Origin of the sequence: Dyadobacter sp. OTU695 (assembly GCF_038440355.1) — a bacterium.
In the GTDB taxonomy this organism is placed as follows: domain Bacteria; phylum Bacteroidota; class Bacteroidia; order Cytophagales; family Spirosomataceae; genus Dyadobacter.
Genome location: NZ_JASATN010000001.1, coordinates 1,313,640 through 1,339,665, shown reverse-complemented (window position 1 = coordinate 1,339,665; position 26,026 = coordinate 1,313,640). Strand labels below are relative to the sequence as shown.

Annotated in this window: 21 protein-coding genes; 7 read left to right on the top strand and 14 right to left on the bottom strand. The window is 49.8% G+C overall.

Translation table 11 applies throughout. From position 1 onward, the window contains the following. The first annotated feature begins 93 nt into the window (after positions 1–93). From AAHB90_RS05445 to AAHB90_RS05435, 3 genes are read left to right on the top strand one after another with little or no spacing between them, the layout of a single operon-like run. Positions 94–3,963 carry a 1-acyl-sn-glycerol-3-phosphate acyltransferase gene (locus tag AAHB90_RS05445; protein ID WP_342083902.1) on the top strand — a complete coding sequence of 1,290 codons (3,870 nt, stop codon included), beginning with the start codon at positions 94–96 and terminating at the stop codon, positions 3,961–3,963. A 22-nt stretch (positions 3,964–3,985) separates the two neighbouring features. Further along, positions 3,986–5,518 carry a phytoene desaturase family protein gene (locus AAHB90_RS05440; RefSeq protein ID WP_342083901.1) on the top strand — a complete coding sequence of 511 codons (1,533 nt, stop codon included), beginning with the start codon at positions 3,986–3,988 and terminating at the stop codon, positions 5,516–5,518. 2 nt (positions 5,519–5,520) lie between these two features. Next, positions 5,521–6,765: an NAD(P)/FAD-dependent oxidoreductase gene (locus tag AAHB90_RS05435; protein ID WP_342083900.1), complete on the top strand. Its 1,245-nt coding sequence runs from the start codon at positions 5,521–5,523 to the stop codon at positions 6,763–6,765. A gap of 7 nt (positions 6,766–6,772) precedes the next feature. Here the strand turns inward: AAHB90_RS05435 and AAHB90_RS05430 are convergent, their stop codons facing one another. Continuing rightward, positions 6,773–7,816 (bottom strand): beta-ketoacyl synthase chain length factor, encoded by a 1,044-nt coding sequence (locus AAHB90_RS05430; protein ID WP_342083899.1) that lies wholly within the window; start codon positions 7,814–7,816, stop codon positions 6,773–6,775. Positions 7,817–7,859: 43 nt separating this feature from the next. Next, positions 7,860–9,491: a glycerol-3-phosphate dehydrogenase/oxidase gene (locus AAHB90_RS05425; protein ID WP_342083898.1), complete on the bottom strand. Its 1,632-nt coding sequence runs from the start codon at positions 9,489–9,491 to the stop codon at positions 7,860–7,862. 197 nt (positions 9,492–9,688) lie between these two features. Between AAHB90_RS05425 and lysM the strand changes: the two genes are divergently transcribed. Then, on the top strand, positions 9,689–10,153 hold the full coding sequence (lysM, locus tag AAHB90_RS05420; protein ID WP_342083897.1) for a peptidoglycan-binding protein LysM: 465 nt from the start codon (positions 9,689–9,691) through the stop codon (positions 10,151–10,153). Between the two features lie 138 nt (positions 10,154–10,291). Here lysM and rplI read toward each other — a convergent pair whose 3' ends face one another. From rplI to AAHB90_RS05400, 4 genes are all read right to left on the bottom strand, one after another. Further along, the gene (gene rplI, locus AAHB90_RS05415) at positions 10,292–10,738 is read right to left on the bottom strand and encodes a 50S ribosomal protein L9 (RefSeq protein ID WP_342083896.1); all 447 of its coding nucleotides are present in this window, start codon (positions 10,736–10,738) and stop codon (positions 10,292–10,294) included. Positions 10,739–10,758: 20 nt separating this feature from the next. Further along, positions 10,759–11,010 (bottom strand): 30S ribosomal protein S18, encoded by a 252-nt coding sequence (rpsR, locus tag AAHB90_RS05410; protein ID WP_015811483.1) that lies wholly within the window; start codon positions 11,008–11,010, stop codon positions 10,759–10,761. A 3-nt stretch (positions 11,011–11,013) separates the two neighbouring features. Continuing rightward, positions 11,014–11,394, bottom strand: a complete 381-nt coding sequence (gene rpsF, locus AAHB90_RS05405) for a 30S ribosomal protein S6 (protein WP_090383041.1) — start codon at positions 11,392–11,394, stop codon at positions 11,014–11,016. 130 nt (positions 11,395–11,524) lie between these two features. Continuing rightward, complete coding sequence (locus AAHB90_RS05400; protein ID WP_342083895.1) at positions 11,525–12,466, bottom strand: hypothetical protein; 942 nt, start codon at positions 12,464–12,466, stop codon at positions 11,525–11,527. A gap of 140 nt (positions 12,467–12,606) precedes the next feature. On the opposite strand from AAHB90_RS05400, the gene AAHB90_RS05395 reads away from it, so the two are divergent. Then, positions 12,607–13,269 (top strand): YggS family pyridoxal phosphate-dependent enzyme, encoded by a 663-nt coding sequence (locus tag AAHB90_RS05395; RefSeq protein ID WP_342083894.1) that lies wholly within the window; start codon positions 12,607–12,609, stop codon positions 13,267–13,269. Here the strand turns inward: AAHB90_RS05395 and AAHB90_RS05390 are convergent. Next, the gene (locus AAHB90_RS05390) at positions 13,261–14,334 is read right to left on the bottom strand and encodes a glycosyltransferase family 9 protein (RefSeq protein WP_342083893.1); all 1,074 of its coding nucleotides are present in this window, start codon (positions 14,332–14,334) and stop codon (positions 13,261–13,263) included. The two genes, AAHB90_RS05395 and AAHB90_RS05390, sit on opposite strands and share 9 nt — an antisense overlap. Before the next feature lie 192 nt (positions 14,335–14,526). Between AAHB90_RS05390 and AAHB90_RS05385 the strand changes: the two genes are divergently transcribed. Continuing rightward, on the top strand, positions 14,527–14,904 hold the full coding sequence (locus AAHB90_RS05385) for a DUF423 domain-containing protein (RefSeq protein ID WP_342083892.1): 378 nt from the start codon (positions 14,527–14,529) through the stop codon (positions 14,902–14,904). 402 nt (positions 14,905–15,306) lie between these two features. Here AAHB90_RS05385 and rodA read toward each other — a convergent pair whose 3' ends face one another. The 3 genes from rodA to AAHB90_RS05370 form a co-directional block, all read right to left on the bottom strand. Next, entirely contained in the window at positions 15,307–16,590 is a 1,284-nt protein-coding gene (gene rodA / locus AAHB90_RS05380) for a rod shape-determining protein RodA (protein ID WP_342083891.1), read from the bottom strand. Positions 16,591–16,612: 22 nt separating this feature from the next. Further along, positions 16,613–18,604 carry a penicillin-binding transpeptidase domain-containing protein gene (locus tag AAHB90_RS05375; protein WP_342083890.1) on the bottom strand — a complete coding sequence of 664 codons (1,992 nt, stop codon included), beginning with the start codon at positions 18,602–18,604 and terminating at the stop codon, positions 16,613–16,615. Positions 18,605–18,725: 121 nt separating this feature from the next. Next, positions 18,726–20,294: an NFACT RNA binding domain-containing protein gene (locus AAHB90_RS05370; protein WP_342083889.1), complete on the bottom strand. Its 1,569-nt coding sequence runs from the start codon at positions 20,292–20,294 to the stop codon at positions 18,726–18,728. A gap of 440 nt (positions 20,295–20,734) precedes the next feature. On the opposite strand from AAHB90_RS05370, the gene AAHB90_RS05365 reads away from it, so the two are divergent. Next, a complete protein-coding gene (locus tag AAHB90_RS05365) occupies positions 20,735–20,959 on the top strand; it encodes a hypothetical protein (protein ID WP_342083888.1) in 225 nt (74 codons plus the stop codon). 118 nt (positions 20,960–21,077) lie between these two features. On the opposite strand, the gene AAHB90_RS05360 is transcribed toward AAHB90_RS05365, so the two are convergent. The 4 genes from AAHB90_RS05360 to AAHB90_RS05345 all read right to left on the bottom strand — a co-directional run bounded on the left by AAHB90_RS05360 (position 21,078) and on the right by AAHB90_RS05345 (position 25,920). Then, on the bottom strand, positions 21,078–22,652 hold the full coding sequence (locus AAHB90_RS05360) for a DHA2 family efflux MFS transporter permease subunit (protein WP_342083887.1): 1,575 nt from the start codon (positions 22,650–22,652) through the stop codon (positions 21,078–21,080). 14 nt (positions 22,653–22,666) lie between these two features. After that, on the bottom strand, positions 22,667–23,770 hold the full coding sequence (locus AAHB90_RS05355) for an HlyD family secretion protein (protein ID WP_342083886.1): 1,104 nt from the start codon (positions 23,768–23,770) through the stop codon (positions 22,667–22,669). A 187-nt stretch (positions 23,771–23,957) separates the two neighbouring features. Continuing rightward, complete coding sequence (locus AAHB90_RS05350) at positions 23,958–25,298, bottom strand: TolC family protein (RefSeq protein ID WP_342083885.1); 1,341 nt, start codon at positions 25,296–25,298, stop codon at positions 23,958–23,960. Continuing rightward, positions 25,276–25,920 (bottom strand): TetR/AcrR family transcriptional regulator, encoded by a 645-nt coding sequence (locus AAHB90_RS05345; RefSeq protein ID WP_342083884.1) that lies wholly within the window; start codon positions 25,918–25,920, stop codon positions 25,276–25,278. Before AAHB90_RS05345 ends, AAHB90_RS05350 begins: the two co-directional genes overlap by 23 nt. Between the last annotated feature and the right edge of the window lie 106 nt (positions 25,921–26,026).

Genomic DNA, 26,026 nt, shown 5'->3' with positions numbered 1-26,026 from the left:
GGCAAACACGAACCGGTAAGCGGCAGCGGGCACGGAAGTTGCCGGAGTGATACAATTCATTAATTTTGTCGGACATTCACGTTTCCCCTGCCAATGCTAGGAGATTTACTATTAAGGCTAAATAAATTCCTTTCAAGTCACAAATCCGCGTTTTTTGCTAGCCTGCTCGTCATTGTCAGTATTCTCCTGGCCGGCATTGCGCGGCTAAAAGTAACCGAAAGCATTTTTGCGACCCTGCCGAAAGGCAAGAGCTTCGAGGAGTTCAACCGGTTGGTGGAAAGTAAAAACATCATCAACCAGATCGTATTCTCGCTCGAAATATCCCCTGAAACGGATGCCGACGCGGCGCGGGAATTGGCCGGAAATTTTACCGATTCGCTGGGCCGCTATACCAACGGCTATGTCCGCAACATCCAGGCCGAGCGCCCCAATGTGCAGGAAGATGTATATCAATATGTGTACAGCCACTTTCCTGTGCTCATAGATCAGCTCTACTATCACCACATTCAGTCACGTATTGCCCCCGACTCGATCCGCGCATCGGTAGCATCCACCTATAACCAGCTGCTCACCCCGGGTGGCTCGTTTTTGAAACAATTTGTCCTGAACGATCCGCTGGGCATTACCGGCCAGTACTTCCGGGAGCTCAACGCCGCCAACAATAGCAATGCCATGGTGATGGACGACGGTATCATGTTCACCGCCGACCGGAAAAACATCCTCATTTTCGCTTCCACCAGCTTCGATTCGGGCAGTTCGGACAAGAATGTGGCGCTTTTCGAGCTTATGGAGGCATTTAAAACCAAATGGAACCGCCAGCACCGGTATAACAAATTCTCCTATTTCGGTACGTTCGAAATCGCGGCGCGGAATGCGATACAGGTGAAACAGGACTCCTATTTTACGTCGTTTCTCGCATTGGCGGGCATCCTGGCGCTGCTGATCGCTTATTACCGGAAGCTGCTCATTCCTATCTATATTACATTACCCGGAATTTTCGGCGCGCTCTTCGCTTTGGGCGTGATCGGCTACATCCGCCCGGAGATCTCGGGGATTTCCCTCGCTACGGGCGCGGTGATCTTCGGCATCCTGCTCGATTACGCCTTCCATTTCTTCACACACCTCAGGCATACCCACTCCATTCCCGTCGCCATTAAGGAAGTAAGCGGGCCACTGCTGACCGGCAGTTTTACGACGGTCATGGCTTTCAGCGCATTGCATTTCGCCAATTCGACGGTCTTGCAGGATTTCGGGCTATTTTCGTCCCTGGCACTTTTCGGCGCGGCGCTTTTCACGCTCACCGCATTGCCGGTAATCCTCTCCGCTACCCGCTTCGATATCCAGAAAATCCCCGGCGAACACAGCTCGTTCCGCATTCCTACCATCCCCGACAAATGGCGGGGCGCTACATTAGCCGCGATCGCGGTATTGACAGCGATATTCCTCTACTTTTCGACGGGTACCGAGTTCGATGCCGGTTTTGAAAACCTCAGTATCCAGGACCCGGAGCTGAGCGGGAGGGAGGAAGCACTTACGGGCATTAATCCACGTAAACAAAAGCGCATTTACGTTTTCGCCGCCAACCCACGCCGTGCCGTCGCAGAACAGGTCAATCACGATGTCTATCAAAAACTGGCCGCATTACGCAGCCAGGGCCGCATTATCAGTTTCGTATCTTCCGGTTCGCTGCTGATCCCGCAGGACCTCAAACGTGAACGCATGCGCCGCTGGCAGGAATTCTGGACGCCCGGCCGCACCGATTCCACCTTCCGCGTGCTCAACCAGGCCGCCGCCAAAAACGGCTTCAATGCCTATGCATTCAATGATTTCAAGGGCTGGATTGCCGGGCGGGGCACATCAAATGTCTCGCTGGATACGCTTTTCAATGAGCTCGGCGTCGATAACCTGATCGACATCAAAGCTTCGGGTACCACTTTTATTTCCACGGTGGTGGTAGACCAGGCGAAGCTGACGGATGTCAAAAAAGAGCTGCGGGCCATAAATGGCGTCGAGTTGTTTGATCGGGGTGAGCTGGCGGGCGAGTTGCTGACGATGGTGAAGGACGATTTCAATTACCTGTTACTCATTTCGGCATCCATTGTATTTTTTACGTTGCTCATCGTTTATGGCCGCATCGAGCTCACCTTGCTTTCGTTCCTGCCGATGGTGATCAGCTGGATATGGATTTTAGGTATCGCCGCGATGCTCGGCATCAAATTCAACTTCGTGAATGTGATCGTGACGACATTCATCTTCGGCCTGGGCGACGATTTCAGCATTTTCGTTACCGACGGTCTTTTGAGTAAATATAAATCAGGCAAAGATACCCTGCGTTCCTACCAGGCGGCCATTGCATTATCAGCAACCACGACCCTGATCGGCACCGGCGTTTTGATTTTTGCCAGGCACCCCGCTATCCATTCGATTTCGCTCGTCAGCGTACTCGGTATTGTTTGCATTCTGTTTATTTCCTTCGTGTTCCAGCCGGTTTTCTTCGATCTTTTTGTACAAAAACGCATTAGCAAAAAGAAGGCGCCGGTCACCCTGCTTCCGTTTGTAATCAGCCTTTCGAGCTTTACCTACTTCCTTTCGGGCTGTCTGTTTTTGCATTCCAAGCTGGTGACGATTCTGCTGTTACCGATGTCGAAGAAGAAAAAGAAGGCCGCGATCAATAATTCGCTGTCTTTTTATGCCAAAACAGTGATTTACTCCGGTCCCCATGTGCGAAAAAATATCTCGGGCCGGGAAAACCTCGACATGAATAAACCGGTGATCTTCATTGCCAACCACACCTCGTTCCTCGACATTCTGCTTGGCATCATGCTGCATCCGAAGATCGTGTTGATGGTAAAAGGCTGGGTGTACAAGTCGCCGTTTTTCGGGCCTATTATCCGGTATGCCGGGTATGTGTACAGCGAAGATGGTCCCGAGGAGAACATTGAAAAGGTGAGAGCGTTGGTGGCCGACGGCTATTCCATCCTCATATTCCCGGAAGGCACCCGGTCGGAGGACGGTAATATCGCCCGGTTCCATAAAGGCGCATTCTACCTCGCCGAGCAATTGAGCCTCGACATTCAGCCCCTGTTACTTCACGGCGCACACGACGTGCTTCCCAAAAACGATTTTCTCATCCGTCCGGGTGCGCTCAACGTACGCGTGCTCCCGCGCATTACGTACGCGGACGCCCGCTGGGGCACGACGCTGCGCGACAAGACAAAACAGATCGCCGCATTCTTTAAGCAGGAATTTGCCGCTTTCAAGGATGAAATGGAGGGAACCGGCTATCTTAAACACAAGGTTTTCACCAACTATGTGTTCAAAGGGCCGGTTTTAGAGTGGTATTTCAAAGTAAAATGGCGACTGGAAAGCAAGAATTTTACCTATTATAACCAGCTGATCGGAGATCGGAAACGCATTCTGGACATCGGCTGCGGCTATGGCTACCTGTCGTTCTTCCTGCATTATAAAAATGAAGAGCGGGTGATCACGGGCATAGATTACGACGAAGAAAAAATCGAAATCGCGGCCAACAGCTACAACAAAACCGGCAACCTGCGGTTTGTATCCCAGGATATCATGGCCGCTGATCTGGGCACACAGGACGTCATCTTTTTAAATGATGTGCTGCATTATTTATCCAAAGAAAAACAACGTATTTTGCTCGATCGGTGCGCGGCGGCGCTGGCTCCGGACGGGTTGCTTTTTATCCGCGACGGCATCACCGATCTGACCGCCAAACACGGGAATACGCAAAAAACAGAAGCATTGTCGACGGGTCTGTTCGCATTCAACCGGAAAACGGATGATTTCCATTTCTTTTCATCCCGGGACATCCGCGACTTTGCCGTGCGGTATGGTTTTAGTTATGAAATGCAGGAGCATTCGGCAAACACGTCCAATGTTCTTTTTGTATTGCGCAAAACTTCCGTTCAGCAACCTCTTACTACGCCGATTACTAACTAGGATTTTCCCATTAGCTATTTAAATGCAAACTTCCGCCGTGCAAAAGGAATACGATTTTGTGATTGTTGGAAGCGGACTGGGCGGTCTGGCTTGCGCCACTATTCTGGCTATGGAAGGACATAGCGTGGTCGTGCTGGAAAAAAACCACCAAATCGGCGGGCATTTGCAGGTTTATAGCCGCGACAAGAGCATTTTCGACACCGGCGTGCATTATGTGGGCGGGTTGGACGAAGGCGAAAATCTCTATCAGTTCTTTAAATATTTCGGCATTCTCGACAAGCTGAAACTCAAACGGCTCGACGAAGACCAGTTCGACCTTATCCGCTTCGACGATGGCTGCGAATATGCCTATGCACAAGGACTGGACCGTTTTGAGCAAAAACTGGTCTCCTACTTCCCCGATGACGCCCAAGCGATCAGGACCTTTTGCGAAAAGGTAGTCGAAACCTGTTCGAAGTTCCCGCTATACAACCTTGAAACATCCGGCGACGGCTATCTTGCGGACGAAAACATATTGGGTCTCAATGCGCACGACTACATCGCATCGCTTACGGACAATACCCGGTTGCAAAATGTGCTTGCGGGCAACAATCTTTTATATGCAGGTGTAAAACAAAAAACGCCGTTCTACGTCCACGCGCTGATCCTGAAAAGCTATCTGACGGGCGCCTACAAGTTTGTGGACGGCGGTTCGCAGATCGCCATTCAGCTCAGCCGGGCGGTGCGGCAGCATGGCGGGGAGATTTTCAAGCATAAAAAGGTAATAGCGGCCAATTATGATGACAAGGGGCGCATTACGGAAGTGGTTTGTGAAAATGGCGAGACTTTTCGCGGCAAGGAATTTATCTCCAACGTCCACCCGGCGGTTACGATCGATATTTTCGGGCAGGAACGCTTTCTGAGCATTTATAAAAACCGGGTACAAACCCTTGAAAACAGCATCTCTACGTTCCTGGTGCACATTTCATTCCACGAAAACAGTTTTGAATACCTGAATTACAACATTTACCAGCACCATAGCGACGACGTCTGGGAAGGCATTGAGTACGACAAGGCTACCTGGCCCCAGACCTATTTCATTTGCACGCCTTTTATTTCCAAAAAAGGCGAATATGCCGATTCGATGTCGATCATGTGCTATATGGATGCTGCCGAAACGGCCGAATGGGCCGGCACTTTCAGTACCGTAGCAGAGCCCGGCAAGCGGGACGCGGAATATGCACAGTTCAAAAGGGACAGGGAGGGGCGGGTAATTGCACGGCTGGAAACCGTTTTCCCAGGCATTTCGGCCAAAATCAAGGCAATACACAGTGCTTCGCCGCTCACATTCCGGGACTATATCGGCAATGGTAACGGAACGATGTACGGCATTATCAAGGATTCCGCTTCACCGATGAAGACGCGGATCAATACACGCACCAAAATACCCAACTTGCACCTGACGGGCCAGAATGTATCCTTGCACGGAATTTTAGGCGTGACCGTCAGCGCATTTGTAACGTGCTTCTCATTTGTAGATAAAGAAAAACTCATTCAAAAAGTAAAAAACGCCTGAATATGCAAACTGTCGATGTGCTGGTGATCGGCGCCGGCCCTGCCGGAACTGTCGCGGCTTCTTACCTGAAAAACCAGGGTTACGATGTCACGATCCTGGAAAAAGAAAAATTCCCCCGCTTTCAGATCGGGGAAAGCCTCCTGCCCTGCTGCATGGAACATCTCACAGAAGCCGGGCTGCGCGAGGCGATAGAACCATTGAATTTCCAGAAAAAAACGGGAGCAGCATTCATGCGCGGCGAAAAACGCTGCGAGTTCCTCTTCGAAGACCAGTTCACCAAAGGCTGGACCTGGACCTGGCAGGTGAAGCGGGCCGATTTTGACAGTAAGCTGGCCGAGGCGACGCGTGACAAAGGTGTGGATGTTAATTTCGAATGCGAGGTGACTGCCGTAACGTGCGGCCCTGAAAAACAAATCGTGGATTATAAGGATGCCGAAGGCAACCCGCATCGCATTGAGGCCAAATTTATCATCGATTCGAGTGGTTACGGACGGGTGCTGCCCCGGCTTTTCGATTTGAGCAAACCCTCTTCATTCACGCCACGCGGGGCCGTTTTCTCGCATTTGGAAGATAAAAACCGCTCAGAAACGGCTAGCAACAACATATTTGTCCATTCGTTCGACAACAACAAGTCGTGGATCTGGGCAATCCCGTTCTCGGATGGCTCCACTTCCGTCGGTATTGTGGGCGACAGGGAGAAGATCGAAAACCTGGCCGAAAACAATGGAGAGAAATACAAAGAGTTTATCAAAAACTTCGGCGATCTGAATGGCCGCTTTGCCGACTCGCAGTTCAAGTTCGAGCCCCGGGCGATTTTAGGGTATTCGATCGGCGTTACGAAAATGGCGGGCGAAGGTTTTGTGCTTTCAGGCAACAGTACCGAGTTCCTGGACCCTATTTTCTCGTCCGGCGTAACATTCGCGACCGCCTCAGGACTTCTTTCGGCAAAAATGACGCACAGGCATTTACAGGGAGAAGCAGTGGATTGGAAAAAGGATTATGAAGACGTAATTCAAAAAGGTATAGACGTGTTCCGCAGCTACGTTTCGGGCTGGTACACGGGTGATTTTCAGACGATCGTATTTGCAAAGCAGATCGACGAGGACATTAAACGGCAAATCTGTTCGGTACTGGCAGGGTACGTCTGGGACCAGACCAACCCGTTCGTTAAAAAGCACGACACGATCTTGCCTACGCTTGCGAAGGTCATTAAAATGAAAGAAAAAGCCGAGGAAGCCGGTTCCTGAGGGCTTATCAGGAACCCAGTAATATAAACCCGTGCTGCGAAGCCTTGTAATGATTATAGATCAGTATATGCTTCGGAGTACGGGATTTTTTTTGAGCCTGCACACACGCATCCGGCACGCGCTTACCTGAGATTATATGCACGCCCATCCACGTTGCAAAGGCGGATCCCGTAGGATAATCGCCTACCATATTTTTATAGGTATAGCAATTGCTTTGTCCGAACAGGGCCTTTTGGAGATTGAAATACCAGTGATCAGAACGGTTATCGCCACTGATACCCAGGATTACCGCATCGACATCGTCGGGCTGCAAGTTGTTGCGTTGCAAGAAGGCTTCTACAATTTCGGCAATCTCATTTTCGGCAAGGTTGTTGCTTTGAAATACGTCTTTTACCTGCGCCTTACTGCCTTCTGAACGTTCCGCATCCACTACAAACATCGCTGCACCTTCGCCATTTGCGGAGCCTGGTGAATCGAGCGTGAGCAAGTTTTCCGAAGTGAAATGTCCTGTTTTGAAAGAGCCCGCCAGTAAATCGATATTATGATTATAATCCGAGATCTCCTCGATACTGCCTACCAGGAACCTTTTACCACGCTTTTCTTCCAGCAGCAGCATGGTGTCGAGCAAGGCGGCCTCGAATGCAAGGCCTTTGTGCACGTGGGTGGTGTTGTAGCCGGTCGTTTTACTCAATAATGCGAGATTACCCGCCACGGCATTGGGTGTGCTTTGCACGAAATTGGTCGGGGTAAGCGTGCCTTCGTTATAATCGACGATCTGGTTAAGGAATTTGAGACAATCTTCGAGACCGCCGTTCGCGGTACCCAGGATAATGCCCTCGATTTTTTCATTCTGAATAAGCGGAAGGCCAGCGCCTACCCCCATTCGCACGGCTTTGCCCATTCTGCGTAGTAGTCCGGCGGGGATAAGCTGGCCGTACGCAGGCTCTATCGCCATATACCTGTCGTCTTCATGCACCTTGATATCGCCTTCAAAAAAAGCATTGTCAAAGGTACGCTGGGGCGATATGCAGGCTAAATCAGTAATATACATTCTAAAAAAATAACGCTCTGGTGAGTGCGGCAATCGAATGCGGCTATCGGGCATCCGATATAAACTTCCTGATTTCCGTGGCGTACGAATCGGCATACCTCGCCTTTTCTTGCTCTGTCCAGCCCAGTTCGCGCGCCATTAGATCAGCAACAACGGGCAGGGCGTTTAAGGTTTCATCCCAGTCGGTAATTTCGAGGCGGATACGCCGGGCCAGGAAGTCGCGGGGTGTCACTACCATTTCATTTCGAACTGTGTACACCACTTCCGCGCGGATATACGGGTACTCCCTGCTAAGCCTTTCTTTCAGTTGGGCATCCTCACGTGCAAGCGACGCTACCAGGTGGGCGCGCGAGCCGTATTTGCGCACGAGGTGTCTTGAAATATCTTCCGGCAAAGCATATTGTGCCTGAATGTCCTGCCAGCTTTTCGCCCGGTAGTTTTCCCCGCCGGCCAGGACGTAGTCAGCTGTTTCACATGTACGGGCGTCGCCGAGGATCTTATCGGCTTCGTCGATCGTGTCTTTTGCCATCAGGCGGTAGGTCGTCCATTTTCCGCCGAGCAGGCTGATCAATCCCGATGCATCGTCGATCTCCACCTCATGATCGCGGACAAGGCTTTTGGTCGACTTGGATGGATCGGCTGCCAGCAATGGGCGTAGTCCCCCGAAACCCGCCCTGAGCTCACTTGGGTCAATCGGCTTGGCCAGGTAAGGGTTCAGCGTGGCCGCCAGATATTCCCTTTCCTCCCGGTTAAGCGTCGGTTCGGCATCGATTTCGTCGCATTCCGTATCCGTTGTTCCGATCATCGTCGAACCTTCGAACGGAATAGCGAAAACGACGCGACCATCGGAGGTTTTCGGGATCAGCATCGCATATTCACTGTTGAGCGTGTTATGGGGCAGTGCGAGGTGCACACCCTTGCTCGGACGGATACGCTCGCTTAGAGTTGCATTGGCCATCAACCTGATATGATCTGAAAACGGGCCGGTACAATTGATGATCAGCTTGGCGCGGATCGTCAACGCCTTCCCGCTCAGCGAGTCGGTGGCTTGTACTCCGCTCAGCTTGCCGCCCGCGTCTTTTTCAAAACCATTTACCGCTACATAATTGGCTACCGCTGCCCCGTTCTCCGACGCCGATTGTGCCAACGCGAGGCAATACCGTGCGTCGTCTAGCTGGCCGTCATAATACAGCACGCCGCTATGGAGCTTTTTACGGTCGAGCGTCGGGATTTTTTTGAGGACTTCGTTTTTATTGAGCCATTTGCTTTTGGGCAACGTATCATTTGTAGCGAACGTGTCGTAAAGCGACAGCCCGATTTTGAAATACAAACCTTCGAACCATGAATTGACGGGCGTCATCAGCGCCAGCGGGCGGGCGAGGTGCGGCGCATTTTTCAACACAATGTGTCGTTCTTCCAGGCCGTGGCGGACCTGTTTGAGCTGGGCGAAATCGAGCTTTTTAAATGCCTGTTCCAGATAGCGTACACCGCCGTGGATGAGCTTGGTGGAACGGGAGGACGTTTCGGAAGCAAAGTCCTTCCTATCGATCAGGGCTACCTTATATCCCCTCAGAACGGCATCCAGGGCACATCCGGCCCCGCTGGCACCCGCGCCAATGATACAGATATCGAACACTTCATTTTGTAACCTGGCAAGCGATGTGGTGCGGTTCATTGAGACTTAATGCAGATTCAGCGTAGTTGAGACCAGCTGCAAAAGTACAAAGTTGCGCCGGGAAAAACCCATATTATCAAATCAATATCCGTTGGCAAATTTGGCATAATAATTGCATCTTACCGGTAAGAAAGTTAACATTACCGCTACCTTTCATTTACAAACTCAAATCTATTATCTAACCAAAACCAAAAAACATGGGCTTAATTTCATTTATTAAAGGCGTTGGAGAAAAAGTATTCGGAAAAGATACCCCTGCGGCAGCCCCTACCCCCGAAGCGGAACCTTTACGTGCCAGTGCGTTGCTCGCGCATGTCAAGTCGCTCGGACTTGCCTATAATAGCCTGACGGTGAAAACATCAGGCGACACCGTTACCCTTGAAGGCGAAGTGGCCAAACAGGAGGACGCCGAGAAAATCGCATTGGCGGTTGGTAACGTGGAAGGCGTGAGCGTAGTGGATAACCGCCTGCTGGTAGCCACGCCGGAGCCGGAAGCGACCTATCATACCGTCGTTAAAGGCGACACCCTCTCCAAAATCGCCCAGACCGTTTACGGAGATATGATGAAATACCCGATCATCTTCGAAGCCAACAAGCCTATGTTGAAAGATCCCGATCTGATTTATCCGGGGCAGGTGCTGCGGATTCCGGCGGTGAAGTGATTTTGGGCAATAGGCTGTAAGCGGTAGGCTGCAGGTACATTGAGCATATAGCTTAAAGCTTATTGCCTAAAGCTTTTCAAAAGAGCATAAAAAAAGACAACCTTTCGGGTTGTCTTTTTTTATGCTCTTTTGAAACAATTAATCTTCCGCTGCAACAACGTTCAACGTAACTTTATGTTTCACTTCTTTGTGAAGGTCGATCAATGCGGAGTACGAACCGATTGATTTCACGTCGTCAACAGTGATTTTCTTACGGTCGATATCGAAGCCTTTTGCTTTGAGGATGTCCGAAACCTGTGTGTTGGTAACACGTCCGAAGATACGGCCGCTTTCACCTACCACAGTTTTGATGTCGATTGTCAGGTCGCCGATCGCCGTTGCGATGTCTTCCGCGTCTTTTTTCAGCTTCTCAGCTTTGTGCGCAGCCTGACGTACGTTTTCAGTAACGATTTTGCGGTTGGAGGCATTTGCCAGCAACGCAAAACCCTGAGGGATCAGGTAGTTACGACCGTAACCCGCTTTCACAGTCACGATATCGTTCTTGTAACCTACCCCTGCTATATCTGTTAAAAGTATGATTTCCATTTTGGTAGCTCTTTACTGTATTATTTCAATTGGTCAGCAACAAACGGCAACAGTGCCAGGTGACGTGCTCTTTTGATCGCTTGCGACACTTTGCGCTGATATTTCAGGCTGGTACCGGTCAGGCGGCGTGGAAGGATTTTACCTTGCTCGTTTACAAGTTTCAAAAGGAAATCTGGATTCTTGTAATCGATGTATTTGATGCCTGCTTTTTTGAAACGGCAGTATTTTTTGCGGTTAATGTTTTTTTCAACCGGCTCGTTTACGAGTGACATAGCTTATGCGTTTTCGGTTTTTGACTCAGTTGCTTCTTCTTTCTTTCTGCCTACCAGACCCTTACGTTTTTTCTCGTTGTAAGCAATTGAATGCTTATCCAGGGCGATAGTCATAAAACGCAAAACGCGCTCGTCACGACGGAACTCGGTTTCCAAAACATCTACCACGTTTCCTTCATTCGCAGTATATTCTACTACGTGATAGAAACCTGAGTTTTTCTTTTGGATAGGGTAGGCCAGCTTGCGCAATCCCCAGTTTTCTTCATGTACAATCTTAGCACCGTTTGAGGTGATGATTGTCGTGAATTTTTCAACGGCGTCCTTTGCCTGGGCCTCAGACAAAATGGGAGTTAGAATGAACACCGTTTCATATTGCTTAGACATACGGTAATTGGTTATTGTATGATAAATTAAAAACCTCATTTCGATGCAATCATCAAAATGAGGGTGCAAAAATAGGGCTTGAAATTTAAAATTCCAAGCCCTGCAATGACTTAACCGAAACTTACGACTGTTATTTCACCGTGAAATCGCCCTGACCGATCTTGAAACCTTCACTGTAAAGTTCGATCGCGTATTTGCCGTCTTTCATCGGGATACCGCCGCGGCCATAGAAAATATCCACCGACTGGCCTGTATTTGTAAAACTCACCGTTTGTTTTGAGCTATAAATCAACTCTTTACCATTAAACATAAACGAACCTGAACCCGTAGCCATATCCGACAGCACAGCACCGTCCGGATCGAGTACACGCAGGTAAATTTCTTTCTCGTTCTGCTTTGCAACGGCATTTTCGGCCAGTTTAAAGTTCACTCTCAGCTTATCGATGCGTTTGGCCCGGTATTTACCCCCCTCGCGTTCTTTACCTTTTGAAGAAACCGCATTGACAGTGACATTCTCGGCATGGAGCGCGGAAGCCAGTGTTACTTTTTCAGCAAGCTCCTTATTTTGAGCAGAATAGGTGGTAACGGAATCAGCCAGCAGTTGTTTTTCCGATTCCAGACCGGTCACTTTTTGATTCAACTCCTCGTTTTTGGTAGTAGCTATACCCAGTTCTTGTCTGAGACGGGCAATTTCGCCGTCTTTTTCCGATAATACCGATTCGTAGTTTTTGATCTTCTGGTTATAATTCGCTGCCGAATAGGTATTGGCGTTTTTAAGTTCCTTTTTATCCTTTTCCAGCTGTGCTTTCAACGCCACGAGCGAGTCTACACTTCCGCCCAGTTTTTGGATTTCCGCAATTTTAATGTCAAGCTCTGTGGAAATGGAGTCCAGTTTGGTTTTAATAGAAAGAACTTCCTCGGTTTTGGCGGTGATGATCTCGTCCTTCGCGAGGTTTTCCTGCTTTTCGTGGTATATAAAGTACACAAGCACCAAATTAAGCAACAGCAAAACGGCCAACGCGGCCCATAGGAGAGTTTTTCTGTCTTGCTTTTGTTCCTGGTTGTAGTCCATACAGAAGGTTAAATTTTGAATTTAGTTGGTAAAAGAAGTATGTTTTTTTCAATTTTGAAACACGCAAACCGCGATTTATAGCCTCCGGTCAATAATTTCTTGAATTAACGGCTTAATTATCAATTTTTTAGTCCCCTCACATGCCTTCCATAGCCGACAATCTCGCAAAGATAGAACAAGGATTACGCAAAGGAACACGGCTGGTCGCGGTTACAAAAACCAAACCAACCAGTCTGCTGACCGAAGCTTACCAGGCAGGCGCAAGGCTTTTCGGCGAGAATAAGGTGCAGGAGATGGTGGCGAAGTATGAAGAGCTACCCAAGGACATCGAATGGCACATGATCGGGCATTTGCAGACCAACAAGGTCAAATACATGGCGCCGTTTGTTAGCCTGGTGCATTCGGTCGACAGTTTGAAACTATTGAAAGAAATCCATAAGGAAGCTAAAAAAAACGACCGCGTCATCGATTGCCTCCTGCAAATCTACATCGCCCGGGAGGAAACCAAGTTCGGCCTTTCAGAAGAGGAAGCATTGGAAATCATTACATCTGACGAGCTAGCCGCATTGACAAACGTGAGAATCGTCGGGTTAATGGGGATGGCTTCGAACACTGACGATCCGGATGTGGTAAGGGCTGAATTCCGCGGGTTGAAAAACACCTTCGAATCGTTCAAAAGGTACGAAAGCGCTCAGGTCACCATGCGCGAACTCTCGATGGGCATGAGCGGCGATTACCTCATTGCCCAGGAAGAAGGCAGCACGCTCGTACGCGTAGGAAGCGCGATCTTTGGCTCACGATAGCACTTTCGGCGCGTTGTCCGCACTCTTTTCGAGCACCGATTTCACCTGTTCCCGAACAAATTCAAACGGAAGCTGCGCACAGGGCAAGCCCGCCTGCCTTACCAGTAACGCATTCTCCTGCCGGCCATATTTACCCGAGTAAGGGTTGTAATTCAGGAAGTTATTGAGGGCACCCATCAATATAATCCCGAATGTCCCGGTGGCATTGCCCAAATGCGATGGCCCGCTATCGAGCCCGATAAAGAAAGAAGCGCGACGGATCACCTCGGCGGTTTCGAGAATGCTCAGCTGACCGCACAGGTTTCGGTATGCGGGTGTTTGTATGCTCAGATTGCTTTCCAAACCGATTTCAACCAACTGGTAATCGTATGCTTCCGCCAGCCAATGCACAAGCCGGTTCCAGCGATCGGCCGGCCAGTCTTTGGGCTCGTAGTTAGAGCGGCAATGCATGACAATGTATTTTTCGGGTAAACCAAGGCCATCTACTTTCGCTTTGTGGGACGGTTGCAAATATAATCTTGGCTCATCATCGGCCGGGAAGGATGTTTTGGGGGCGATCAGGTCTCCGGTCTGGGCAAAAACTTCCAGCAGATTGCCGTAATCGAAATAATTCAAAACATTAATGTCGCGCTTCAATGCCACCGGGTTTTCGGTATACACCTGGCATTTAGGGCAATGGTTGTTATTCTTGAATTGCAGCTCAAAAACTCTGTCGAACACATTCCCTTCCATGAGCACACGCCGTTCGGTCACGCAGAATTCTTTAAAAACCTCGTCCACATGAGGATTGTGGCTGACCAGCTCCGCAAAAGCAGGCTTAACAAACCATACAATATGCGCATCGGGATATTGCTCGCGCACATAGCGCGAGATCGGCTCGGCCGCTACAATGTCCCCGAAATGCTCTGTACGGATGATGGCGATCAGTTCCCGGCCTTTTTTCAGACCGCTTTTAATGCCCCGGAAATGCGCCCTGGCCCGGCGGCCTTTCCAATGCGCCTTTGCAATGTGTGTGTATTTATGATAGCGGTGCGTCCACAGCTGAATGAAGCGTTCTATGGTCATTGGTCGAGTCTTTTCCACGATGAGCGGCATTCCGAAATGCCATTCCAAAGCGCGCAAGTTAATAAAATTGCCATAAAGAGTTGGTCGCACCTGTGCCCTCGCCTAACTTTACCGGCCTGATTTGCCGGGATTCTAGCAAACGGTAAATCATCTTCTTTACAATTTAACCCATACTTAATACCGGTTTACGATATGAAATTCATGATACAGGCAGGTGGAATCCTGGGCGCGCTGGCCGTAGCCCTCGGCGCATTCGGCGCACATGCATTAAAAGGAATGCTGGAAGCGTCCGGCCGCACCGAAACTTTTGAAACAGCGGTGAAATACCAGTTCTACCACGCGCTCGCAATGGTGCTCGTGGGCATACTCATGCAACGCGCAGGCGAGGACGCCGTGAAACTGCTAGGCTGGTCAGGTAATGCGTTCGCAGTAGGCGTGATCATCTTTTCCGGCTCTCTGTACGCGATCTGCTTCACAGGCATCACCAAATTCGGCGCCACAGCACCTATCGGAGGCCTGGCGTTGATCGTGGGGTGGGTATTGCTCGTTTTGGCGGCGGGGAGGATGTGATAATTTTGAATGATTGAATGATTGAATGATTGAATGGGGCACCGTTGGGTGAGGAGTGATCGAATGAATATTGGAATTTTAAATGCGGTTCGTGCGAGCTCAAATGCCGTTAGGCATGTAATATTGGTAGGAAAAATCTTCGAAAAGCTCTAAAATGCCCTTGGGCATGTAACAACCACTCCAATGCTTTGCTGTTGCATCCCTGACTGGATTTTAAAACGTCTTACCTTTTTGGATTCTACCAAATATTACACCGCTACGCGATTTACTAAGGTTCAAATACCCATTTACGGCCAACGGCCTATTCGCGCAGAAGCTCAGCTCCATCCCCGGCTATTCATTCAATCATTCCCCGTTCCACGACGGATCATTCAATCATTCGGTCATTCAGTCATTCACCCACTAGCCCCTCGACAACGTGAACGGCCGCTGTGCGTCGATTTTAAGGAAAATAAAAAGAAGTACGGAAAACGACCATAGCGACGACCCGCCATAGCTGAAAAATGGCAATGGGATACCAATAACGGGCATTAGCCCGATCGTCATGCCGATGTTGACCATGAAGTGGAAGAAAATTATACCCGCCACACAGTAGCCGTATACCCTGGCGAACCGGCTGCGCTGTCGTTCGGCGAGCACTACGAGCCGGGTTATCATTGCAATAAAAAGAAACACTACCACAGCAGTACCGAGGAAACCATGCTCCTCTCCCACTGTACAGAAAATAAAGTCGGTACTCTGCTCAGGTACGAAGTCGAATTTGGTTTGGGTTCCCTGTAAAAATCCCTTACCGGTCATCCCACCGGAACCAATCGCGATCTTCGACTGGATTACATTCCAGCCGATGCCGCGCGGGTCGGAATCAGGGTCAAGAAGTACCATAATACGGCCCCTCTGGTGCTTTTGAAGTACATTGTTCATAAAGAAGTCCACTCCGAAGACAATCCCGATCATGGCAAACGCGACGATGATCGTGGCCCACAGGCCACCGCGCCGGCGTGTCATGACCGGCATCAGCCAGATCACCAGCCCGGCAATCACGATAATAGCACCCGCAATGTACCATTTCACAAAAAGCAAGGTAATGATCAGCAAAGCCGCACCGATTATCCCGATAGCGGGAATAAAACCAGGCATTCCCTCACGGTATAGCACGATCGCGAACGAGGCAAAAACCAGCATGGAACCTGTTTCGTTCGACAGCAGGATCAGGAACGCAGGTAATGCGAGGATGCCCATGATCGGATAGTAATCCTTTAATTTCCGGTTGAGGCTGATTGCCGGATCGCTCAGGTATTTGGAGATCGCCAGGCTCACCGCCAGTTTCGAGAACTCGGCCGGCTGCAATGAAAAACTCCCCAATTTGATCCAGGAACGTGACCCGTTGATGTTCGATCCCGCAAATAACACCACCACCAGCAGGAATATGACCACAGCATATATGACGAACGAGAAGGTTTCGTAAAACTTATAGTCGATCACGAGGATACAAATGATGAGCAATGCGGCCGTTCCGATCCACATCAGCTGTTTTCCCGCATTGTTCGAAAGGTCGAACATACTGGTTTGCGTTTCGGGATTGTACACGGCGGCATAAATATTCAACCAGCCAATGATCAGGCAAGCGATGTAAATCAGCACCACCATCCAGTCCACATTCTTGGTAATCGGCTTGCTTTCAGCCATTTTAATATCGGTTTGTAAGTTCTTAAAGTGCTTTTTGCGGGCTTTGCCTTGGCAAAGTTACAGGCCCCCTCATGGCGGCAGGGTTGGCCGGGTGCGGCGCGCCCGGTCTGCGATTGGACGGGTCGTTCGGGTCGCCTGTGGGCTGTTTCACCTCTTCCGTTTTTTTCTTCGTTTCCGTTTCGCCGGGCTTTTTAGTCGTCGGCAGCACTACTTTGCTCATCAGGTCGAGCTTCATCATCCGCTCTTCCAGCGCCTTGTTGGTCACTTTGCGGGACAGGTACTTTTCAATGATCAAGTTAGCGATTGGCGCCGCCGCCGAACCTCCCGCCCCGGCATTCTCCACGAACACCGCAATGGCGATCTTAGGATCTTCCACCGGTGCGAACGCGATAAAAATCGAATGGTCATCCCCGCGCTTGTTCTGCGAGGTACCGGTTTTACCGGCAATGGAAATGCCTTCCACGCGCGACCGCCGCGCCGTACCCGCTTCCACGGCCCCGATCATCCCTTCGATCACCGGTTCAAAATTGTGTGGTTCTACCCCTGTTTCATGCCTTTCAAGAAACTCCGGCTTGACGCTCTTCTTGTCGCCGATGCCGTGGATCACGTGCGGCGTGTAGAAATAGCCCCTGTTGGCGATAATGGCGGCTACATTGGCCATTTTCAAGGGTGTGATCAATAGCTCACCCTCGCCAATACTGAGTGAATAGATGTTCGAAAATTTCCAGCGGTATTCTCCGTAGAAGCGGTCGTAGTATTTTTTATTAGGTAAATTCCCTTTGTATTCACTCGGCAAATCGATCCCGAGCCGCTGTCCGATCCCGAACTTGGCGATGTCGTCGTGCCACGCGTCCAGACCTACGGCCGAGGCCTTGAAAGTGTTTTTGATATTGTTTTTATAAATCAATCTCCTGAATACATTGTAAAAATAGGGGTTGCAGGAATGCGTCACCCCGAGCGCCACTGTGCTCGTCGCGGGATGATTATGGCATCCAACCGGGCAGTTGGCATGTGTAAAACCACTTCCAGGCGTAATAACCCCTTCTTGCAGGCCAATCAACGCCTGGATCAGTTTGAAGGTGGAACCGGGACGATAGCTCGCCATTACAGGCCGGTTGAACAACGGTTTGTACGGGTTGCGCGCTAATGCTGCAAAGTTTTTAGAGAAATAACGGCTAGCCAGGCTGTTGGGATCGTAGGTTGGCGCAGAAACCATCGAAATGATCTGTCCCGTTTTCGGCTCGATAGCTACCACACTGCCCACCTTATTGAGCATAAGGCTATCTGCATATTGTTGAACTTCCAGGTCCAGGCCTGTGTACAGGTTTTCGCCTGCCACCGCCATGGTATCCAGTTCCCCGTTTTTCCAGGGGCCTTTGTACACGCCAGCTACGTTTTGCATGACAAACTTCGTTCCCCTTTTTCCTCTCAGTTCGTTTTCATAAATGCGCTCCACACCGCTCTGCCCGATATAATCGCCCTGCCGGTAGTAAGGCTCTTCCTGCTTTTCGAGCTGGCCCTTGGTGATCTCGCTCACATACCCGAGCGTATTCGCAAGCGTAGGCGCGGTATATGTGCGCAAGGAACTCTTGGCAAACTCAAAGCCGGAATAATCGACCATAATGTCCTGGATCGAAGCAAAATCCTCTTTTGAAAGTTGCCGCAGAAATAGCGACGGCTTCACGCGGCTATATGCGCTCGCGGCGGCCATCAAACTGTCGAAATCGTGCCGTTCAATGCCCAAAACCTGGCAAAAACGGAGCGTATCGTCCATTCTCACCTTGTAGGGCGTCACAAGCAGGTCATAAACGGGGGTATTGTATACGATCAGCTTTCCGTAGCGATCGTAGATCTGCCCGCGGAAAGGGATTTCGGTAACACGTTTGATGGAATTGCTGGAAGACTCAATGGAATAGCTCTCATCCAGCACCTGGAGGTAGAAAAGTCGTAATAAGTATATAACACCTACTAAAGCAAAAAATCCAATGATAACAAATCGACGACTTTCGAGCATTCTGCACTAAAATTCCGGTTCTCAAATTTCTCACGAAGTTCGCAATAGCAAAAGATTATTCAAAGGGGGATTTCTGTTAATAAATAATAAAAACTTCATTTTTAGGACACTTGGCCCCCGCTTACTCCCCTTTCGCCACAACCATTACGACATCCTCCTTGTCGATCAGCACCAGGCCGTCGGGCAGGCCTTTCGGTTTGCGCACAAATTTTTTCGGCGTCACGATCACCGGGCAAAGCGAATCATTCTTGCGTTTCGAGAAAAAAGCCGCCAGTTCCGCCGCCCGCTCGATCACCGGCGCGGGAAATTTCCGTCCGGGCTGGTTCTTTACCACCACATGCGAACCGGTTACGTCTTTGGCGTGAAGCCACAGATCCTCCTTATGCGCCTGTTTGGTCAGCAGATCACTGTTTTTAGCATTCCGCCCGATCAGGATCGTATATCCCATAAAATCGATACGCTTGAAGAGCTCGTCGATGGCAGGTGCTGCATTGCCCTGTTCCAGTTTATTGGCTTTAATATAAGCCCGCAAATCCCGCAGCGACTCAATACTTTCGATGTGCTCCAAATGCTCCTGCAACCGTTTCCGTTCCGCCTCGCGTGCGGAAAGACTGTCGTTGAGCCGGTCGATTTCGATCTTTTCGTTTTTGGCTTTGCGATAGTAGCCTTCTGCATTTCTCTGCGCCGAGAGATCTTTTTTAAGTTTGATGGTAATGGGCTGGTCTCGATAGAAATCATAGAGTTCCGCTTTGTCGGCCCGCTCGGGAATGATATGCAGGTTAGCCATGATAATATTGGCCAGCTCGTCATTTTTAGTCGCATTTTCCAGATCGACGAGCTTCTGGAAGGTATTTTCAAGGTAATTATCCGTTTGCTGAATGCGCTTTCTCAACAATCTTACGATGTCGGCTTTCTCCTTATCCAGCCCGCTCAACCGGATATAGGCCAGATAGAATGCATTCAACGCCTCGATCGGATCGTGCAAGACCTGGACAACCTCGCCTGTTTCAAAGAGCGTCAACGCAGGGATATTCTCAATTTTGGTAATGTAAAAAGCCGGCGATCCGAGCTCTTTCAAAAACTCCTGCACAATCGCCCAGCGCTCGGCAAGGTCTTCCTTACCGGCCAGTTTGGACGAAAGATATTTGTTCGCAACCTTTCCAAACGTCGGGAAAAGCAGTTCAAAACGTCCCCCATGAGCCACAAACGCCTCCCACGACTGATCAATGTCGCGGTTCAGCGAGGCTACCGTCAGGCTCCGGTCGGTTGACAGTTTGTTATTAAAAAGTTGGGTAACCTCCCCCTCCGTGTTCACGGCGATAAAATTCGAGCGGTTCCCGAAGAGTTTGAATATCAAATCCCTCCCACTTTCAAAATGCACCTGAATGGCACGCTCGTTTTTGCAAACCTTGACAAACTCAACCCTGTCACCTGCAAAATCATTAAAGAGATTCACGCTATTCCGCCGCGCCCGGTCGAAACGCTCGGGGAAGCTCAGGCAAGAGAAATTGTTTGTTAAAGTGGCTTTGATGAAGCATGGTTTTACCAACTCGTCCTCACGCTCCTCCTCTGCGAAAACGATAATGAGCTCGTCCTTCTGCTGGCTAAATGCTTCTACAAAGCGCCTTCCGGCTAGTTCGGAATCCAGGCGGGGAGCGAGTTGTTTTAGGAAATGGTAATTCTGGTGCACTTATATTATGGATTGTATTCGGGCAAATGTAGGGAGGAATGGAGGAAGGAGGAAAGGGAGGAAGGAATATTCCCAAAAGTTGCCGCGGAGATCTATTTCGAAAACAAAAATCGCGTAGCGATATAACATTGGTAGACAAACAATGAATCGCTAACCCGTCAATCCCGTCAGGGATGTAACTCGGGAAATAGTGCTTCTACACGACCGCCCGAGTGTTGAACAACGTCTTTCCCGATCTCTCATTCATGGCTTTGTTGTTGCATCCCTGACGGGATTTCCAGACAAATTGTTTGCGTTTTTACTTACGTGTATTCGGGCAAATGTAGGGAGGAATGGAGGAGTGAAGGATCATTAATAATAGCCACTCGAGCGTTTTTGCCTTATCGAGAACAAGTATTAGTAAACCTTGTCAAGTTGTACCAAACTCACCAGGTAGCAAAATGGACCAGACTATTAAACTCAATTCCATGCAGTTGTTTATGATCAAACTATTTGAAAAACAACCGAATGCTAAACAGGAAGAAGAAATCAAAGAATTGCTAACGGATTATTTCGCCAAGCAAATCGATCAGGAAATGGAGCAGATCTGGGTAGAGAACGGGCTCGTACAGGAAGATTTGAACCGGGCACTCGAAAAACATAAGCGCAACATTACTGAACCATGAATGATATTAGTCACCCTCCCTTTCCTCCATCCTCCCTTTCCTCCCCCCTTTCAAAAAACAAGAGAAGCCCGCCGATTCCGGCGAGCTTCTTCTGCAATACTACTACACTTAAAAAACACTAGTGCACGGACGAAGCGTCGACTTTCGTTTTACCGCTCCGGGTCCACAACACAAAGGGAACACAAATCAAAAACATTACGCCCAGGTATAGGAACACATCCATGTACGACATTACCTGTGCTTGCTTGGACACGGTGTAGTCCAACATCTTGTAGCCGCTGTTCAGCGCCACATCCGGCGTCATGCCTTTGGCCATAAAGCTATGCTGCAGGCCTTCTACGCGCTGTTGCACAACGGGATTGTTCACATCGAGCTTACTCACGAGGTCGTTGCGGTGCGACATGTTCTGGCGCGCGATAAAGGTCGTGATTACCGCCACACCGAACGAGCCACCCAGTTGCCGCATCATACCGGTAAATGCGGCTCCCTCACCAATTTCACGGCCTTTGAGCGTCGACAAAGCAAGGGTGGTAATGGGCACAAACAGCAGACCCAAACCAATTCCACGGACGATAAGCATACTGAAAAATGCATCCTTTCCCGTGTCGGGTGTCAATATCAGGTAGCCCCAGTAGCTGTATACGAAGAAAAATATCATCCCGATCGCCACGAGGTATTGCTGTTTCACGCCACGTTGGAGCAGCTGGCCTACGACGGGCATCATCATGGCAGTCACAATCGCCGCGGGGACCATGAGCATACCCGATTGCGTAGCCGTCCAGCCTAATGTTGCCTGGGTATAAAGGGGAATGATGAAGGTCGAGCCATATAAACCGAATCCGAGGATGAACGACAGTACCGTTCCGACTCTCAGGTTACCGTTCGCCAGCACACGCAGGTTCACGATCGGGTTTTTGTAAGTCCATTCCCTCCATATGAAGAAGAAGAAAGAGAATACGGTAGTGACGGAAAGGATCACGATGATTTCGTCATTGAACCAGTCTTCTTCCTGCCCTTTTTCCAGCACATATTGCAATGAGCCTACGGCGGTGGCCAGGAGGATAATGCCCCACCAGTCTATTTCGTTGGCAGCTTTTTTGTTAGCGAACTTAGGACTTCTTACAAATTCCATCGTAAGCATCGCGGCAATAATTCCGAGCGGGATGTTGATATAAAAAATGTAAGGCCAGCTATAATTATCGACGATATATCCTCCCAGCGGCGGGCCCAATGTAGGCCCCACGATCACACCCAGACCATAAATAGCCTGCGCGATCCCACGTTTTTCGGGTGGATAGCTTTCGGTGATCAGCGTTTGTGCCGTTACCAGCAATGCACCTCCACCAAAACCCTGGATCAATCTGAAAAACACCAGTTCCCAGATATTGTCGGCATTTCCGCAAAGGAATGAGGCCACGGTAAATATAATGATCGAAGCGGCGAAGTAGTTGCGGCGGCCGAACTGCTGCGAGAGCCAGCTGGTCATCGGCACGATGATCACGTTACCGATCGCGTAGGCGGTAATCACCCAGCTCACCTCCGACAATGTGCCGCCCAGGTTTCCGCGCATGTCGTTGAGCGCCACATTCACGATCGTGGTATCCACGATTTCCAGCAGCGCACACAATACGGCAGTGATGGTAATAACTACCCTGCGGTAGCCGTATTCGACGAGTGATTCCTGTAATTCCATGAGCTATCAGGTTTTTAGTTGAGCTCCACGTCCACGAACACGTTCATGCCCGGGCGCAGCTGCGCGATCTTTTCGTCGTCGGCTTTGGTAAATTCGATACGTACCGGCAGGCGTTGTACCACTTTCACGAAGTTACCGCTCGCGTTATCAGGCGGCAGCAGAGCAAAGCGGGCTCCTGTGGCTGGCGAGAACGATGCTACCTGAGCTTCAAACTCGTGCTCTGGATATGCGTCCACATGTATTTTAACTTTCTGGCCCAGTTTCATCTTGGTCAGCTGCGTTTCCTTGAAGTTGGCGGTAACCCATGGTTTATGGGTTGAAATAATGCTGAATAGCGACTGTCCGGCTTGCAGGTACTGGCCAAGTTGCGCGTTCACTTTAGATACACGGCCATCGGTAGGCGCGGTGATCACCGTGTACGACAGGTTCAGTTCCGCGTTTGCAATTTCGGCCTGGCGCACTTTTATATTCGCATTTGCTACGGTCGACTGAACCGAAGTAGCTTTGGTTTGCCGGCCGGCTGCTTTCGCCTGACGTTCGGCAGCACCTTTTTGTGCTTCCAAAACTGCCAATGCGCGTTCTGCTTTTTGTTTGGTTGCCTGTGCCTGCTCAAACTCCTGCTGGGTGATCGAATGGTCTTTGATCAGGTTTTCGTACCGGGCATAATCCTGGTTCGCTCTCCATAAATTTACTTTCGCCTCTTCAATCTGAGCTGCTACCACGGCAATGTTCGCTTCATAAGTAATGCCGCTGGCTGCCGATGCATTGGTTGTTTCGTGTGCTGCCGTCAGGCTGCCTTCCGAGCCTAACAGCCCCGCTTTGGCTTGTTCCAGTTTGATGATCTGGTCGCGGTTGTCAAGGACGATCAGTGTGTCGCCCTTTTTCACGGTCTGGTTATCCTTTACGCGAATCTCAGTAACATAACCTGAAATTCTGGGGATTACGGGGCTAATGTCTGAGTCGATCTGCGCGTCGTCTGTTTCTTCGTGGTGCAATCCGTGGTTATACTTGGTAAAACCCCAGGAGCCTCCGCCAATAATAAGCGCGGCAAGGATGATGAGGAAGCGGGAATTTTTCTTTTTAGGCGCTTCTTCGGTGGTGTTCTGTTTGGTTTCCATATTCAATTTTGAATGACTGACCGGGTCGCCGGTGCGATGAGTGAATGAGTGAAAGTTGGGAGGAAAGGGAGGAAGGAGGAAGGAGGAAGGGGGAAGGGGGAAGGGTAAGAAGTCATTAGGAAGTAATTCTGTTTTTGAATATGAATCCCTATTCCCTTTCCTCCATTCTCCCTTTCATCCCTTAATCCTAATTAATAACCCCCGCTGTTTGTTCGAGTTTTTTGAAAGCTACGACAGCGTCCGCCTTTGCGGCTTCGTAGTCGATGCGTGATTGAACCTGCGCCACATCGGCGTCGAGCAATTCGGTAGTGGTTACGAGGCTGTTGTCGTATTTGTTTTTCGTAATGCGATAGTTTTCGTTGGCTTGTTCAACCGCTTTGGCATATACATCGATCTTCCTTTTACTCAGCACGTAGTTGTAATAGGCTGTGTTCACTTCGAGGTGGATCCTGTCGAGAATGATCTGTTCGTTGGTTTTCAACTGGTAAGCCTTCGTGCGGGCTCCTGCGATCTTCGCACCTGATTTCCAGAGTGACGCCACATCATATTTAAACCCGATACCTGCATTCACCGCATTTGGAACAGTAACCACGCCGGGGATATTAAGCGCTACATAACCGGCCGAAAGTGCCACGCTAGGGTACAAATCGGCTTTGGCTACTTTGATGTCGCTATCGGCCGCCTTCTGACGGATGCCGTTAGCGGCGAAATCTTTGCGGTGTGTCAGCGCCGTTTGCTCCCACTCTGCGGCATTACCTTCTTCTTTGAGCACAGTAAAACTGTTCGAGTCTGCTTCCAGCACAGTTTCTTCCGGCAAGCCGAGCAGCAGGTTCATGTTAATGGTAGTGATTTTCAAATCGTTCTGTGCATTCAGCAAGGCCAGCTCCACATTCGACTCCTGCAATTTTGCCTTCATCAGGTCGTTACGGGCAAGCATTCCGTTCTTTTCGCGGTTGGTGAATTCCTGCACGCGCTCACGCTCGCTCACGAGGTTTTCAGTCACCAGATCTACTGCCTTTTTGGCTTTGTACAGATTACCATAAGCAGCGACAGTGTTCTGAATCACCGCCTCGCGATCCGCATCGGCGTCTAGCTTCGCGGCTTGCTCCACATATTTGGCGGATTCAAGGCCATATTTGAAACGAAAACCCGAAAACAACGGCAACGACGCGCTCGCCATTCCGTACATCGCCTGGTGTACATTCGGCATTCCGCCCGAGTTACCGGTACTGTCGTTACCCTCCTGCCTGATTTTCAGATTCACGTTCGGCGAGTTCACCCGCAGATACGATCCCGAAACACTCAGGCTCGGCAACTGGTTTTCCTTGACCTGGCGGATGCCCAGCCCCGCGAGATCGATATTGCTCTGACTCAGTTTCAATTGCTTGCTGTTTTGCAGGCTCATCGTGATAGCCTCTTCCAGCTTGATCGTGCGTGCACTTTGTCCGTACGAATGGCCGGTCACGGCAATCCAGACAATCCCGGCTGCCAGACTAACCATTCTTTTAATTCTGGATGTGGTGTTCATTGGTTATTGTTGATTTAAACAAGTTCTTAAGATGTTGGCTAAGCTCGTTGCGCAAATGCTTCTGAAACTCCTCGTCTGACTGATCTTCGAGGCCGTTAATAATTTTATAGAAGTCCTGCGTAGCGATGGCGTAATTGACTGTCCCGTAGAGCGTTGTCGTGACCAGGCTTACATTGATATCCTTCCGGAAATCACCGGCATCCTGCCCTTCACGGATCATGCGTTTGATCAGCTCTACATTCCGCATTTTCAGGGCGCGGATATATTCGGAGATAACGGGCGTCCGTTCCGACGACAACTGCTCGCGCAACATAATGTTGTGAAAGCACTGGTTACCCATCAGGCGATCGATCACACTGTCGATGAAAACATTGAATTTTTGGAGCGCGGAAAGCTCACTGGCCATCATCAGTGTTTCGAGTCGGGACCTCGATTCCGTCATGCGTAACTGGAAAAGCGCCTCGATCAGCTTTTCCTTCGAACCGAAATAGTAGGATATCATCGAGACGTTCACATCTGCTTCCTGGGCGATATCCCTGACCGAAGTGCCGGCAAAACCTTTCTGTGAAAACAGCCGCTCCGCCACTTCTATTATCTGCAATTGTTTCGCGTTGTAGTCCATGTAAATAGTTCACCAGCAAGGATTCTTTTCTTCTTTTTGCGGATGACGGTACAAAGGTAACCGGCTGAAAAATAAAATTCAAACGATCGTTTGAATTTATTAAACA

Coding starts and splice junctions, on each gene's coding strand:
- AAHB90_RS05445 (WP_342083902.1), top strand. CDS start 94: ATGCTAGGAGATTTACTATTAAGGCTAAATAAATTCCTTTCAAGTCAC.
- AAHB90_RS05440 (WP_342083901.1), top strand. CDS start 3,986: ATGCAAACTTCCGCCGTGCAAAAGGAATACGATTTTGTGATTGTTGGA.
- AAHB90_RS05435 (WP_342083900.1), top strand. CDS start 5,521: ATGCAAACTGTCGATGTGCTGGTGATCGGCGCCGGCCCTGCCGGAACT.
- AAHB90_RS05430 (WP_342083899.1), bottom strand. CDS start 7,816: ATGTATATTACTGATTTAGCCTGCATATCGCCCCAGCGTACCTTTGAC.
- AAHB90_RS05425 (WP_342083898.1), bottom strand. CDS start 9,491: ATGAACCGCACCACATCGCTTGCCAGGTTACAAAATGAAGTGTTCGAT.
- lysM (WP_342083897.1), top strand. CDS start 9,689: ATGGGCTTAATTTCATTTATTAAAGGCGTTGGAGAAAAAGTATTCGGA.
- rplI (WP_342083896.1), bottom strand. CDS start 10,738: ATGGAAATCATACTTTTAACAGATATAGCAGGGGTAGGTTACAAGAAC.
- rpsR (WP_015811483.1), bottom strand. CDS start 11,010: ATGTCACTCGTAAACGAGCCGGTTGAAAAAAACATTAACCGCAAAAAA.
- rpsF (WP_090383041.1), bottom strand. CDS start 11,394: ATGTCTAAGCAATATGAAACGGTGTTCATTCTAACTCCCATTTTGTCT.
- AAHB90_RS05400 (WP_342083895.1), bottom strand. CDS start 12,466: ATGGACTACAACCAGGAACAAAAGCAAGACAGAAAAACTCTCCTATGG.
- AAHB90_RS05395 (WP_342083894.1), top strand. CDS start 12,607: ATGCCTTCCATAGCCGACAATCTCGCAAAGATAGAACAAGGATTACGC.
- AAHB90_RS05390 (WP_342083893.1), bottom strand. CDS start 14,334: ATGACCATAGAACGCTTCATTCAGCTGTGGACGCACCGCTATCATAAA.
- AAHB90_RS05385 (WP_342083892.1), top strand. CDS start 14,527: ATGAAATTCATGATACAGGCAGGTGGAATCCTGGGCGCGCTGGCCGTA.
- rodA (WP_342083891.1), bottom strand. CDS start 16,590: ATGGCTGAAAGCAAGCCGATTACCAAGAATGTGGACTGGATGGTGGTG.
- AAHB90_RS05375 (WP_342083890.1), bottom strand. CDS start 18,604: ATGCTCGAAAGTCGTCGATTTGTTATCATTGGATTTTTTGCTTTAGTA.
- AAHB90_RS05365 (WP_342083888.1), top strand. CDS start 20,735: ATGGACCAGACTATTAAACTCAATTCCATGCAGTTGTTTATGATCAAA.
- AAHB90_RS05360 (WP_342083887.1), bottom strand. CDS start 22,652: ATGGAATTACAGGAATCACTCGTCGAATACGGCTACCGCAGGGTAGTT.
- AAHB90_RS05355 (WP_342083886.1), bottom strand. CDS start 23,770: ATGGAAACCAAACAGAACACCACCGAAGAAGCGCCTAAAAAGAAAAAT.
- AAHB90_RS05350 (WP_342083885.1), bottom strand. CDS start 25,298: ATGAACACCACATCCAGAATTAAAAGAATGGTTAGTCTGGCAGCCGGG.
- AAHB90_RS05345 (WP_342083884.1), bottom strand. CDS start 25,920: ATGGACTACAACGCGAAACAATTGCAGATAATAGAAGTGGCGGAGCGG.